The 12947-nt window shown below is 54.3% G+C and carries 11 protein-coding genes and 1 pseudogene; 8 read left to right on the forward strand and 4 right to left on the reverse strand.

Translation table 11 applies throughout. The features are described 5' to 3' along the window. The first annotated feature begins 52 nt into the window (after positions 1 to 52). Positions 53 to 879, forward strand: a pseudogene (locus IPM31_04220) (IS5 family transposase). Between the two features lie 500 nt (positions 880 to 1379). Here IPM31_04220 and IPM31_04225 read toward each other — a convergent pair. Both IPM31_04225 and IPM31_04230 read right to left on the reverse strand, forming a co-directional pair. Next, on the reverse strand, positions 1380 to 2633 hold the full coding sequence (locus IPM31_04225; protein ID MBK9006181.1) for a DUF1501 domain-containing protein: 1254 nt from the start codon (positions 2631 to 2633) through the stop codon (positions 1380 to 1382). Between the two features lie 476 nt (positions 2634 to 3109). Further along, a complete protein-coding gene (locus tag IPM31_04230; protein MBK9006182.1) occupies positions 3110 to 4627 on the reverse strand; it encodes a DUF1800 family protein in 1518 nt (505 codons plus the stop codon). A 166-nt stretch (positions 4628 to 4793) separates the two neighbouring features. Here IPM31_04230 and IPM31_04235 point away from each other — a divergent pair, with 166 nt between their 5' ends. After that, a complete protein-coding gene (locus tag IPM31_04235; GenBank protein MBK9006183.1) occupies positions 4794 to 5042 on the forward strand; it encodes an AbrB/MazE/SpoVT family DNA-binding domain-containing protein in 249 nt (82 codons plus the stop codon). After that, on the forward strand, positions 5030 to 5359 hold the full coding sequence (locus tag IPM31_04240; protein ID MBK9006184.1) for a type II toxin-antitoxin system PemK/MazF family toxin: 330 nt from the start codon (positions 5030 to 5032) through the stop codon (positions 5357 to 5359). The genes IPM31_04235 and IPM31_04240 overlap by 13 nt, the downstream gene beginning before the upstream one ends. A gap of 7 nt (positions 5360 to 5366) precedes the next feature. Here the strand turns inward: IPM31_04240 and IPM31_04245 are convergent, their stop codons facing one another. Further along, positions 5367 to 6710 carry a nicotinate phosphoribosyltransferase gene (locus IPM31_04245; GenBank protein MBK9006185.1) on the reverse strand — a complete coding sequence of 448 codons (1344 nt, stop codon included), beginning with the start codon at positions 6708 to 6710 and terminating at the stop codon, positions 5367 to 5369. 152 nt (positions 6711 to 6862) lie between these two features. Beyond that, complete coding sequence (locus tag IPM31_04250) at positions 6863 to 7879, reverse strand: isochorismatase (protein MBK9006186.1); 1017 nt, start codon at positions 7877 to 7879, stop codon at positions 6863 to 6865. Positions 7880 to 8016: 137 nt separating this feature from the next. Here IPM31_04250 and IPM31_04255 point away from each other — a divergent pair, with 137 nt between their 5' ends. The 5 genes from IPM31_04255 (at position 8017) to IPM31_04275 (ending at position 12896) form a co-directional block, all read left to right on the forward strand. Beyond that, a complete protein-coding gene (locus IPM31_04255) occupies positions 8017 to 8589 on the forward strand; it encodes an FHA domain-containing protein (protein ID MBK9006187.1) in 573 nt (190 codons plus the stop codon). 123 nt (positions 8590 to 8712) lie between these two features. Then, positions 8713 to 9996, forward strand: coding sequence for an AI-2E family transporter (locus IPM31_04260; protein MBK9006188.1), 1284 nt, complete (start codon positions 8713 to 8715; stop codon positions 9994 to 9996). Then, positions 9941 to 10126, forward strand: a complete 186-nt coding sequence (locus tag IPM31_04265) for a hypothetical protein (GenBank protein ID MBK9006189.1) — start codon at positions 9941 to 9943, stop codon at positions 10124 to 10126. Before IPM31_04260 ends, IPM31_04265 begins: the two co-directional genes overlap by 56 nt. A gap of 86 nt (positions 10127 to 10212) precedes the next feature. Beyond that, on the forward strand, positions 10213 to 11226 hold the full coding sequence (locus IPM31_04270; protein MBK9006190.1) for a P1 family peptidase: 1014 nt from the start codon (positions 10213 to 10215) through the stop codon (positions 11224 to 11226). Then, positions 11226 to 12896: a hypothetical protein gene (locus IPM31_04275; protein MBK9006191.1), complete on the forward strand. Its 1671-nt coding sequence runs from the start codon at positions 11226 to 11228 to the stop codon at positions 12894 to 12896. The genes IPM31_04270 and IPM31_04275 overlap by 1 nt, the downstream gene beginning before the upstream one ends. The last annotated feature ends 51 nt before the right edge of the window (positions 12897 to 12947 follow it).

Consider the following 12947-nt stretch of genomic DNA (forward strand, 5'->3'; position numbering starts at 1 on the left):
TCAAAACTCTTTGAGGGCATATAATTTCAGTGCCAACAAAGGAAACCCAACGATGAAGAAAAAGACGCCACTACCCACTATCTGGGAGGTTCCCGATGAATTATGGAAGCGCATGGAACCGCTCATCTTGGAATTTGACCCACCCAAAGAAACGGGCAGACCGCGCATCCATCCGCGCAATGTTTTGGATGCCTTGATTTTTCGGATGCGCACGGGGTGTCAATGGAATCACATTCCACGCGTGTATGGCGATGATTCTACAATTCATCGAACGTTCCAACATTGGGTGGAAATCGATTTGTTTCCCAAGCTTTGGGCATTGTTGCTGGAGGAATGTGAAGAACTGGGGCTGGTGGATTGGGAATGGCAAGCCGCGGATGGCACGCTGGGCAAGGCTCGTTCGGGAGGCGATGAAATTGGAGCCAACCCGACAGATCGAGGCAAAAACGGCTCGAAAAAGAGCCTTTTGACGGATCGGTTGGGCGGGCCGCTTGCGATTATTGTCGCGGGGGCAAATGTTCACGATACGAAGTTGTTGGACAAAACGATTGAAGCCATTGTGGTGGAACGACCGAAAGTAACGAAAGCAAAGCCTCAACATCTTTGTTTGGACAAAGGCTATGACAACCCAACAGGCAAGGCGGCGATAGAGAAGCACCGCTATACGGGGCATGTTCGCCGTATTGGTGAAGAGAAGTTGAGCAGGGGTAAAAAAAGCATCCTGCTCGACGATGGGTGGTGGAAAGAACGTTAGCATGGTTATCCAAGTGTCGCGGCTTGTTGATCCGTTACGAAAAGAAAGCGAAAAACTATCTCGCCCTGCTTCAGTTTGCCTGCGCTATGCTTTGGTTTCGCAGATTGGCTCAGAATGCCTTTTGAGATAATTTCTTAGAGCGCTGCTCGAAGGGGGAAAAGGGCGCGCCGATTATTCAAGCGAATCGGGGTGAGGTCTCAAAACCCTCCTCCGTCTCCTCCAGGGGGAGAAGCTAAAAACCATCCTCAAACAAACCGTTGACTTGGAAATTCATCATCGTCATCACGCAGAAAAGGACTCGCCACCCTGAACTCCCTTGAGAGAGAGGCTAACGGATGAGCCGATTGCTCAAGGGAATCGGGGGTGAGGTACTCAAATCCCTCTCCCCTCTCTCCTGATGAACTTTGAGAAAATAACCTCGTATTCTGTGTAGGGCGCGTTCTCTTACGACAACCACACGATTACTCTTCACCGCGCCGAAGCAGAAGAAGACGGAGGATTACGTGACGGGGAGGTTTGGATGATGAAAAGTAAGTTCTTTAACCGCTAAGCGCGCGAAGTTCGCCAAGAAGAACTTTTTAAATCTTTGCGTGCTTGGCGAACTTGGCGGTGAAAGATGCTCTTGTTATCCCTGCACGACCCCAAGATTCTTCCAATCAGTATACATGGGGAACACATCAACCAGCGCGGGATTCTTCAATCGTTTTTCGACAACTTCTCCCAACACATCGCGGTAATCGGTGGTGATGTTGAGGTCTATGCCTTCATACAGATTCTCTGGCGCGAGACCAGGCCATTGACCATAAACTTTTCCGCCGTTCACGCCGCCGCCGAGGACGAACATGCAGTTGCCGTGTCCGTGATCGGTGCCGTCGGAGGCGTTTTCTTTCACGCGCCGCCCAAACTCAGACATCGTCACGATGGTCACGTTCTTTGCCCTATCGCCGAGATCGTGATACAGCGAAGCCAAGCCCGATGAAAATTCGTTGAGCAACGTGGGCAATTCGCCTTCGAGTTGTCCCTGCTGGTTGTGCGTGTCCCAGCCGCCGATGTCCACGCACGCGACTTCGAGTCCGATCTCGGCTTTGGCAATTTGCGCGACTTGTTTCATCGCCATGCCGAATTCCGTTTCGGGGTATGCCGCCCCGCCCGAAGGCGTGTAATTGTTTACGTCAATCTTGTCGAGAATGTTCACCGCGTTAAAAGTTTCCACCGCGTCCCCATCCAGCGACGAGCCAAGGTTATATAACGACTCGAGTCTTGCGCGGATCTCCGTCAGTTGAGAAACATCACCCTGCAAGTGAAAATCCGAAATGGATTTGAGAGTCGTGACGGGGATCGGTCCGCGCAGGGCGGCTTGCATCACGCCTCCCATGCCGATCGCGCGGAAGGGCGATTCATTCTGCCAGGGGGCTGTCTGCAAGTGGCGACCGATCCAGCCTGTGGGAATTGATTTCTCGCCTGGCGTGCCGCGCTCCATGTAGTCCATGGCGTCGAAGTGAGAGTGAGTCGGGTCGGGCGAACCAACCGCATGGACGAGGGCGAGCGTCTTTTCATCCCAAAGATCTTTGAGCGGACGAAGCGAGGGATGCAGTCCGAAAAATCCATCGAGGTCAATTCCAGTTTTGTCGCTTCCATCTTCGGGTTCGGGGATCGCGAGCGCGGAACGATTCTCGTAATAATGCGGGTCGCCGTGCGGGATGACCGCGCTGATGCCGTCCATGCCGCCGCGTTGGAAAACGACGACGAGGATGTCGCCAGCAGGCTGGACGCCTTGCGGCGCGAACGCCATGCGCGGCATCCATGCGGGGAGCGCGGGCGCGACCGCGAAACTGCCAGCGAGTTTGAGAAAATCTCTGCGTGAAATTTGTGTGTTCATTCGTTGTCCTTTGTGTGATTCTTAGCCACAGAGTTCTCTGAGAAAAGAATTTGGAACTCAATGCTCTCGGTGTCCTCTATGGCTGATCTTTGCACGACCAACTTACCTCAATACATGCCCGTTCTAATCCCGAAGGGATGGCAATGTTATAGAAAATAGCGATTGTGGATTCAAATCCCGAAGCGTCGCGTGGCGCCGTGGCGACAGATGACATTTCTTTGACGCACTGACACCCCTTCGGGGTTGAATGTGATACATCCTTCATTACTATAATCATTTGACCCCTTTGGGGTCTCACGATTTCTCCGCAAGGTGAGTTATCTCATCTGATGTTACGCAAGAACGCTCCTGATCGTGAAATATTTTTTGTGAGAGTGACTACCGTCCACGAATAAAGCCACGAATTCTCGAATGGCGACGCGCCTATTCGTTTATTCGTGAGTATTCGTGGATGGTTTGCTACTGCATAACATCACTTACCTCATCTGAAAATGCGGCGAGCCGAGGATCAAGCCCGCGATGGAGGGAATATCTTTATCGAGATCACCCGAAGATGCGAAGTCAACAAGAATCGCGCGGGCATTATCGGGCAAACGTTGACCGAGGAATTGCAGGCTCAACACGTCAACAACATCTTCGGCAGAGGCGGCGTCGCGGGTCAAATTTTTCAAGTCCACTTCCATGCCGCGGATCTGATTCGAGGTGAGGAGCAAGCCGAAGTTCCAACGGTCGAGCAAGCCGCTCGTTGTTGACCAATATTCTTCGTTGTCGGGGAAACCGTTGGGCGGCGACCACGTGAACGGAACCTGCCCGAGCAGGCGCAGATGTTCTTGAATCTTGCGTCCATTGCGCCCGTTGACTGTCAGAGTTGCATCGGTGAGCCGCAAAGTCGAAATGAAGAAGTCCAACGGCTTCTTGAATTTTTGTCCCGCCGATGACTTGAACGAATCGGATTGAACGATCGCGCGCAGAAGCGAACGGACATCACCGTCAGTTTGGGTAAAGACTTGCGCGAGCGAGTCCACAACTTCAGGTGAGGGTGAATCGGAAATGAATCGCACCGCCAGTTTATGGCTGATGAACTTCGCCGCGCTGGGATGACTCGCCAGCATATCGAGGATCATCATGCCCTCGTCTTCGCCGCCAGAGGAGATCATCATGCCGAGAACATGTTTTTCTCCACTGTTGTGAATCTCAGGATTGAAGAAGTACGTGCCAGGTTCCTTTTTTCGATCGCGCGGACTAACCACCGTCCAGCCTGTGAGGGCGCGCGCCACCTCTTCGACATCATGATGCGAGTATCCCGAGTCCACACCGATGCTGTGTAATTCCATTAACTCGCGCGCATAATTTTCATTCGGCGCTGTGCCGATGCTGGTCGCCTGATCGAGAAAGACCAACATGGCGGGGCTATGCGCGGAAGCGTGTAACAGGTCACTGAATTTTGCAAACGCGTTCGGGCGGATGGTCTTGAGGTCGTCATCGGTCTTTAAAGTTTTACATGCGTTCTTCGCAATGTAGATGCTGAAGTGATTTCCCCAAAAATCCACCATCGTTTCAAAGAGTTGACGTTCGCTGTATCGCTGGCGGAGCAGAGTTGCTGTGATCAACTCCTGCACGGGCAAGCCTTTTTTCTCCAATCTGAATCGCTCAGCAGGAGTCATGCTGAATGTGGTGAACTGATCCATCATCTTATCGGTCGCGTCATCGGGAATCGATTCGGGGAAAAGTTGTTCTTCGATGAATGCGGAGAGTCCGATGCGTTTCGCTTTCTCGATCATCGCGGGCGTGGCGCCAAATGTCATTCGCTTCAACGTGTGAACGAGCAAGGCTTCATCATCGAGCGGTTGAGGCGGCAGGGTTGGGAACGCAGTCCCGACAGGCGCGGCTGTCGGTGTGTGCGTCATCATCTCGTTCGGCGCGCAGGAGGCGAGCGCGGTCCATGCGGCGAACATGCCAGACATTTTGAGAAAATCGCGGCGGGTGAGGGTCATATCAACTCCTTGCGCCAAGTGTAAAGGGATTCCTTGAAAAGGCAATTACCCCGCTGTAAAATCTTTGTAAAAAACGCAGGTTCCATTTCCCCGTTCTCGCATTTGACCGATTTCCGTTCCGTAAGTACAATGTGCTTACACAACAGGAAAGGCAGTTATGAACTCCATTAGAACCCAGGTAGTGAAGATCGGCAATTCGCGCGGTGTTCGCATCCCCAAACCCTTCATCGATCAAACGCGCCTCGGCAACGAAGTAGAGATCGCCGTCCAACGAGGGACGATCGTCATTCGTTCTATTTCGCGTCCGCGCAACGGCTGGGCTGAGCAATTCCGCGCCATGGCGGAACAAGGCGACGATCAGTTGCTCGATAAACCGACGCAAACAAAGTGGGATAGAAGCGAATGGGTATGGTAGTCAAACGATTCGAAGTCTATCTTGTCAGTCTCGACCCCACCAAAGGCAGGGAGATCAAAAAGACTCGCCCCTGCCTGATCGTTTCACCCAATGAAATGAACGAGCACATTTCCACGGTGATTATCGCGCCGATGACAACGCGCGGTCACGCATACCCCACTCGAGTCGCATGCGCATTTCAAGGCAAGCGAGGTCAGATCGTTCTCGACCAGATTCGCACGGTGGATAAAGTTCGTCTCGTGAAGCGCCTGGGACAGATTAGCACAACGACACAAAAAGAAGTCCTTGCGCTTTTGGCTGAAATGTTCGCAGAATAAATTCCCCTCACCATACGCGTTCCAAATTTTCATTCGCCAAAGGTCTTCGCCCGATCTTTGCCATGTCCACCCATTCGCCGTGAAGTTTCACGCGCACCACGTCGGCGGTGAAATCCGTCACGGTGCCGCCGTTGTTGTTGAATAGCCACGAACCCACCGCGTAAATATCGGCAGGGACTCCCAACTTCTCGAACTTGCGGATCTTCTCGGGAGCGAACCCGCCCGAGACGACGATCTTGACATTGCGACAATACTCACGCGCCGCGTCTTTCCAGACGGGGGGTATGCTCCAGTTTTCCCAAGCCGAATCCAACCCCTGACGGACGTTGAACACCAGCCGCGGGTTCACTCCCAGATCGAGCGCGGGGTCGCCCAGCGGTTCGACAGACACATCGCGCAAAGTTCCACTCGTGTCCAAACGGACTCCGTACAAAATATATTTCGAGGCTTCCGCTTCATCGCCGAGGTCGCACAACTCTTTATACTTCGCAAACATTTTTTCCATCACACGCTGAGTATCGCCCACCGAATCGTTGTTGAAGTCCACCAGCGCAATGCGCGGGATGCCAGCAGGCAGGATGCGCGAGAATTGCATCATCGCTTCCGCTGTGTCGCCGAGGAAGGATGCGATCGCCGCGTGCGCGACCGTTCCGCCGCCCGCGCCGCCCCACCAATCGCCTTGCGCGTCGGTCGAAACATATGAACTGATCTCGTGCGAGTGATCTGCATTGAAGCGTTTGATGGCGATATTGTAGGCGTATCCATCCGCGGCTTGGACTTCGTGCAGATCGAACCGCGCAGGGAAAAATAGGACTGGCTTGCCGCGCGCGGCGGTCAGCGTTTCGTAGACATTGGTTGCCACGCGACTCGAACGAGTCAACACGCCCAGCGACGGCGTTTCAAGCAACGCGAAATCGCGATACCGCCCGCGCACCTTGATAACAGGCTCCGCGTTCAACGGGTTGCCATCCGATTTGACCACCGTCCCATCGTGGACCGCCCACACTTCGAGTTTGTCTGACGTGTCTACAAAAGTATCGCCATCCCAATACCCCGTACAATGACGGAGCATCGCCAGCGATTTATCAATGCCGACAACGATCGTGTTGCCAAGTCGGCGCGTGAACCATTGCATCTCCACTTCGATGTCGCCAACTTCGATGTTCTTCGCGGAAACATCGACAGGCAAATTATGCTTTTGACCGGAATAGATATATTTTTCTGAGGCGAGCGCGGTGAGCATCCGCCCGATGTTCTCGAAATATTTGTCCGAGTACCAGCCGCGGCGCATGCGTTCGATATCGAGTTTGAAGGTGTCGTTGGTGAGGCGGGAGAGGTTGAAGATGGTCATGGGGGGAGGGGAGTAATTGGTAAGTGGTAATTGAGGAGGGGTGGAGAATTGGGAGAATTAGAGAATTGGAGGATTGAGATTAGAGACTGGAGATTGGAGGCTGATGTGGGTTACAAGTTACTACGTGCTTACCTGTCTACTTGTTTCCTTGTTTACGACAAGAACTCATCCACCGACTTCACAACGTTCATGCCTGCCTCAGCAAAACGCGCGTATGCCGCGTCTGCCGCGTTGGTGTGGTCTACCACGTTGGGGACGACGACGGGCGAGGAGCAATCTTCGAGCAGATAGACTTTCTTCGCAAGGGATGAGTCCGTGGCTTGGATGTCGTTGAGCAGGTCTTGCACCGTCCATGCGACGCAGTGACTCTTGGCTTGACCCGCGATGATGAGTTTATCCACTTGTTGAAGTTGCTGGATAAATTTTGGGTTATGCGTGCCAAGAGTCTCGCCCATGGGACCCGTCAGCACTTCGGGACCGATCGCGGAGTAGTTTTCGGTGAAGGGTTTATCGCCCTTCATCGCGATTTCATATTGCGTGTTGCGCGCAATCGAATGGAAGAACAATGCCTCTTCAACAGACGAGACCAGCGCGTGACCGATTCCACCGAGCATGGCGTGATAGGGCCAGACGGTAAGCGCGTATTTGCCTTTCTTCTCCAACTCTTCGGCGTAGTGGATCAACATTTGCTGTCCGTATTCGGGGGCGAGGTTGAATTCATCGGCGAGGGCGGGGTTGAATTTCCATGTACCATCGCGTAGTTTGGCGACATGAATGTCGCTGTACGGGGTGGGGTGATTGCCATCTGAATCCACGAAAAAGATCGCGTGAAAAATTTGCATCGTCTGGTGCGTGTCCATGGTGGCGGTGATGTGGGTGATGTTCGCGAGGTTGCGATAGATGAATTCGCACAAGCGAATGTTATCGTCCACGGCGCCGCGCCCACTGCGACCGCCGACGTAGAGTTCGAACTCGGGGATGCAGAAGGTGTTTTGCGCGTCGATCAGCAGAAGGTGAGTACGCGTCGAGGAAACTGAAGCAGATGTAAGGGCGTGCAGACGCGCCCAGTCCCGCGCTTGCTTGGCGCGTTCTTCGTAGGGAATTCTCCAAACTGTGTCCACTTTATCGGCATCGAAAAATTCAGGGATGGGCAATTTGCGTTCGTTCATTTCACGTCCGTTATTTTCTGCCTCGAGGGTAACTTGTTGGCATACAATTCGTCCTGTTCCAAGTATAACGCTTTAATAAACAGGGTTTGACTTTTTTTCTTGAACCTTGTACACTTCGGAAGCGAGGAGAAAAACTCATGGCTCAGTACCAACTCATCATGCGGACAGGTCCCACCCCCGGCGCGGTGTTTGCCCTCGAGGGCGATCAACTCACCATCGGGCGCGATTCGACCAACGAGGTCACGATCAACGACGCGGAAGTGTCGCGCCGTCATGCGCGCCTGACGTTTCAAGGCGGCAAATTCGTGTTGGAGGATCTCGGCTCGACCAACGGGACGTTTGTGAACGGTCAGCGGTTGGCGGGTCCGCGCGTGTTGAAGGCGGGCGAGGTGGTTTCGTTCGGCGAGCAGATCGTGTTGGTGTTTGAATCATCCACGTTCGATCCTGCCGCTACGATTGCTTCTCCGCGCGCCGCGGCGGTTCCTTCGGCGTCACGACCGGTGACGCCGCCTCCTCCGCCCGCGCAATACGCGGGGAACGTGCCAGCCAGCCCGGTCATGGAGCCCGCGCCGGCGAAGAAAACCAACTTGACCCCGATCATCATCGCCGTCGGCGCATTGATGGTGATTTGCGTGTGCGGCGGCATCCTTTGGTATATCGATGCCAACTTCCTGTGGTGCACCTTCCTGCCGTTCCTGGGCGGGTGCTAAGCCAAAACCATTGTAAAACCCATAGAGACTTCGGATGTCTAACAGGCATCCGAAGTCTTTTTTTACCGTTGCCAAAGCATCTTCTCTTGGCTAGAATAGGGGCATCCACTTGGAGAACAACTCATGGCACAAGACTCTGCATCCTCCCCGCGCTGGGGGTCAACCACAAAATTACTGGCTGGGCTGGTGATCCTCGGCATTGTGACCTTTTTGATCACCCGTTTCTCCAACTTGATCACGCCGTTGCTGATCATCTTTATTTTTGCGTATCTCCTGCACCCGATCACCTCCTTCATTTCAAAAAACCTGCGCATTTCGTGGAAGGCGTCTGTGAACCTTCTGTTTCTTGCGCTCCTGATCCTCCTCGTAAGCCTGCTCACGCTGGGCGGCGTGGGGCTGGTGGGGCAAATCCAAAGCCTGGTCGCATCGGTGCAGGATATCCTCGCGAATCTGCCCGGCTTCATCAGCGATCTTTCCGGGCGAGTCTTTGAGATCGGTCCATTCAAATTGGATATGCACACTGTCGATTTGCAAGACATCAGCCAGCGGTTGCTTGCCTACGTGCAACCGCTTCTCGGGCAAACGGGTAACCTGCTAGGCACAATCGCGGGCGGCGCGGCGGGGATCTTGGGCTGGACGTTCTTCATCCTGCTGGTTTCCTATTTTGTGATGGCGGAATCCAGCGGCTTGCAAAGCGACTTGATCAAAGTGGATGTGCCCGGCTACAACGAGGATTTCCGCCGGCTGGGCAGTGAACTTAGCCGCATCTGGAACGCCTTCCTGCGCGGGCAGTTCTTCATCTTCGCGCTTGCCGCGGTGGTATTTACCATCCTCTTCTCGATCCTGGGCGTGAAGTACGCCATCGGGTTGGCATTCATGGCGGGGCTGGCAAAGTTCCTGCCCTACATCGGACCGCTCATCACCTCCACAACCATCGCCCTGGTCACGTACTTCCAGCTTGCCAAACCCTTTGGGTTGGAGCCGCTCTGGTATACCGTCATCGTGCTTGTTGTCACCTCAGCCATAGACAATATCATCGACAATCTCATCACGCCGCGCATCATGGCGCGGGCGCTCAAGGTGCACCCCGCCGCGGTGTTGGTCACCGCGCTGATCTTCGCCAACCTGCTGGGGATCATCGGCGTGGTGATCGCCGCGCCGTTGCTTGCCACAGTCATGCTACTGGGCAGATACATCACGCGCAAGATGTTCGACCTCGACCCATTCCCGGCGGAAGACGACAAACAAAAAGATACGGAGCCAGACCTGATCGGCCGCGTTACCAAATTTTTCAAATCGAAATTCGGACCGCAAGAAGTCCCGATGATCGAAATCCCCAAGGAGCAAAACAATGAACAACAACCACCACGGCGAACCTCAAACCGAAACGCTCGCCGAAACCGATAACTTCATGGCATGGCGCGCCGAAGAGCCCGACGGCGAAACCACCTATCACATCGAGTTGAACAACGTCACCGTGCATTTTTTTGAGGAAGAGTGGCGCGAGTTCATGCAATTGATTCGCGACCTGAAGTAACCCATAGCCACAGAGACCGCAGAGAGTTTGAGAAAAACTCAGAGAACTCTACGCGCTCTGTGGCTAAACTTTTTCCATATCCGAGAATGAAACTCAACAACGCCATCACCGACGCGCGCGGCATCGAGGTAGGGCACGCGCAGGATGATGACGCGCTCACCGGGTGCACAGCCATCCTCTGCCGCAAAGGCGCGGTGGCGGGCGTGGACGTGCGCGGCGGCGGACCCGGCACGCGCGAAACCGATCTATTGAATCCAATGAATCTCGTGCAAAAAGTTCACGCCATTGTATTGGCTGGCGGCTCGGCATTCGGTCTCGACGCGGCAAGCGGCGTGATGAAATATCTCGAGGAAAAGAAAATCGGATTCAACACCGGCGCGGCGAAAGTGCCCATCGTCCCTGCGGCGATTCTCTACGACTTGAACCTCGGTCGCGCCGACGTTCGGCCCGATTCGGCCATGGGATACCTCGCCGCATCCCGAGCCTCGTCCGCCGCTCCTGCGGAGGGAAACGTCGGGGTCGGCGCGGGCGCGTCGGTTGGCAAGATGTTCGGCGCGTCACTGGCGATGAAAGCCGGGGTGGGCACAGCCAGCCTCCACGTGGGAGGGGGCGTGATCGTCGGCGCGCTGGTCGCTGTCAACGCGATTGGCGATGTGATCGATCCGCGCACCGGGCAAATCATCGCGGGGCTTCGTTCGGGCAGGGTTGGTCCCTTGCGTGTGGGGAAAACGCATCCATTTGCCGACACGCTCGCAATGATGAAAACAACCATCGGTCGCGGCATCCTCGGTTTCGCATCGCGCGGCAACACGGTCATCGGCGTTGTGGCGACGAATGCAAGCTTGACCAAAGCGCAGGCTACCAAAGTGGCGCAAATGGCGCACGATGGTCTCGCGCGAGCCATCCGACCCGCGCACACCATGCTCGACGGCGACACGATCTTTGCATTATCTACGGGAACAAAGCAAGCGGATGTCTCCATGATTGGCGCGTTCGCCGCCGAGGCGATGGCAGAGGCGATCCTCCGCGCGGCGCGAACGGCAAAATCAGCCGGCGGGTTGCCGGGGCTGATGGATTCGGCGCGCGAAAATTTTTCCTGATGAAGATCGGCATAAGAGGCTGGGAGGTCGCAACTTTATTGTTAGGCGGGATCGTTTCGTTTTTTGCCGCAGGCTTTTTCCATCACTTTTATCCATCGCTCTGGGGGTTCATTCTGCTAACAATTCTTCTCAACATCCTCTGCGCCTATTTTTTTGAACTCGTCAAAGCGCGCATGGTCGCTCTGTGGAAGGTGCAGGAGATGATTGGACTGCTGGCGTTGGCGGCGGGCGTGGTCTTCCTGGGTCTCACCATGCAACTCCTGTCTCACTATCCACAATTATTTTTGCGCGAACTCTTTTTTCTTGAGCCAAGCCGCATCCCCGCGTTTTTGGGTTTGACCATTGCCGCCAAGGCGGGGATGGTTTTTCTCTTTCAAAAGCAAGGCGAGAGTCGTTGGCGCGAGTCGCGTTTTGCGGCATGGTTGTCTCAAAATCTGCCGGGTTTATTTCTTGCGTCAGCCATCGCCGCCGCCACATTCGCCCTGGCAACCACATTCAGTCATCCTGAATTTATATACTCGGATAATTACTTTGACACCGACCCCGGAGACTGGATGAACCGCCTGACAGCCAATTTGGATGATGTGACGGTCATGCGGCCCGTTCACCCTCTCGCCTTTCTCATCTTTCGTCCGCCAGTCTGGCTGTTTTCGTTGGTCCTAAACGGCAACACATTCTACGCGGCGCTCCTGTTCAATTCGATGCTGGGCGGGGCGTGCATCTTTCTCGCATGGAAATTCTTCAACCAACGGACAAGCAACTCAACCTACGCCCTTTTGATCGCGGGCTTGCTCGGCCTGTCGAATTCGCATCTGATCCTGAGCGTCTTTCTCGAGTCGTACATGTTTTCGGCGGCGGCATTGATCGTCTTTTTGCTTTTGCTCCAACGGGAAGAAAAAACGCCGGCGCGTCTTGCGCCTGCCGGGCTTCTATCCTTTGGCATCACCATGACGAATTTTATCCAAACGTGCATTCTTTTTTTCGTCTCAACCCCGCGGATCAAAGCCATCGTCCATTATGTTCTGATCGTTCTGCTTCTTGCCGTATCTCTCGCGTTCGTTCAAGACGCGCTCTATCCATCCAGCGACCCGTTCTATCTCCCCTCCTCATATTCTCAAGAAGAAAATTACCGCTTCGACCTCTTCAAGGCGCAACCCCACAGCGTGAGCGGACGCGCCAACGCGCTGGCGCGGTCGATGTTGATGTTCAGCCTCGTGGCGCCCCAGCCGTTGATCTTGCTGGAGGAGACCGGCTGTAACTTTCCGTGCTCGATGGTCTATTATTTCGACAAGGGCGGGACCTATCACATCAGTTCCTATGCGGGTTTTGGCAGGGCGCTCGTGTTTGCCTGGCTGATCATGCTTGCGCCAGCGGGATGGTTTTTTCTGCAAAAATTTTATAACTCACCCAAGGCGTTTGCCTTGTCAATGGCATTGTTGCTCAACCTGCTATTCAACTTTACCTTGCACATGAACTACGGCGACGACTTCATGCTCTACTCCCCGGATTGGACGTACGCGCTTGTGTTTTTCTTCGGCATATCATACGAGGGATTGTCAGAAAAGAAATGGGCGCAATTCATTCTCTTGATCTTCTTAACGGGATTGATGTTGAACAACCTGAATCTATTCCGCGAGATATTGAAGGCTGTCGCGCCTTTTTACGGATGAGCGCGTAAGTGACGCAAGGTTCACCTTGCGAGCAGGGGTATGCCCCCGATA

The organism is Candidatus Defluviilinea gracilis (genome assembly GCA_016716235.1).
GTDB lineage: Bacteria > Chloroflexota > Anaerolineae > Anaerolineales > Villigracilaceae > Defluviilinea > Defluviilinea gracilis.

What these genes read in the sequence shown, in the direction of transcription:
- IPM31_04225 (MBK9006181.1), bottom strand. Translation starts at nt 2,633, where the DNA reads ATGAACACACAAATTTCACGCAGAGATTTTCTCAAACTCGCTGGCAGT.
- IPM31_04230 (MBK9006182.1), bottom strand. Translation starts at nt 4,627, where the DNA reads ATGACCCTCACCCGCCGCGATTTTCTCAAAATGTCTGGCATGTTCGCC.
- IPM31_04240 (MBK9006184.1), top strand. Translation starts at nt 5,030, where the DNA reads ATGGGTATGGTAGTCAAACGATTCGAAGTCTATCTTGTCAGTCTCGAC.
- IPM31_04245 (MBK9006185.1), bottom strand. Translation starts at nt 6,710, where the DNA reads ATGACCATCTTCAACCTCTCCCGCCTCACCAACGACACCTTCAAACTC.
- IPM31_04250 (MBK9006186.1), bottom strand. Translation starts at nt 7,879, where the DNA reads ATGAACGAACGCAAATTGCCCATCCCTGAATTTTTCGATGCCGATAAA.
- IPM31_04255 (MBK9006187.1), top strand. Translation starts at nt 8,017, where the DNA reads ATGGCTCAGTACCAACTCATCATGCGGACAGGTCCCACCCCCGGCGCG.
- IPM31_04260 (MBK9006188.1), top strand. Translation starts at nt 8,713, where the DNA reads ATGGCACAAGACTCTGCATCCTCCCCGCGCTGGGGGTCAACCACAAAA.
- IPM31_04265 (MBK9006189.1), top strand. Translation starts at nt 9,941, where the DNA reads ATGAACAACAACCACCACGGCGAACCTCAAACCGAAACGCTCGCCGAA.
- IPM31_04270 (MBK9006190.1), top strand. Translation starts at nt 10,213, where the DNA reads ATGAAACTCAACAACGCCATCACCGACGCGCGCGGCATCGAGGTAGGG.
- IPM31_04275 (MBK9006191.1), top strand. Translation starts at nt 11,226, where the DNA reads ATGAAGATCGGCATAAGAGGCTGGGAGGTCGCAACTTTATTGTTAGGC.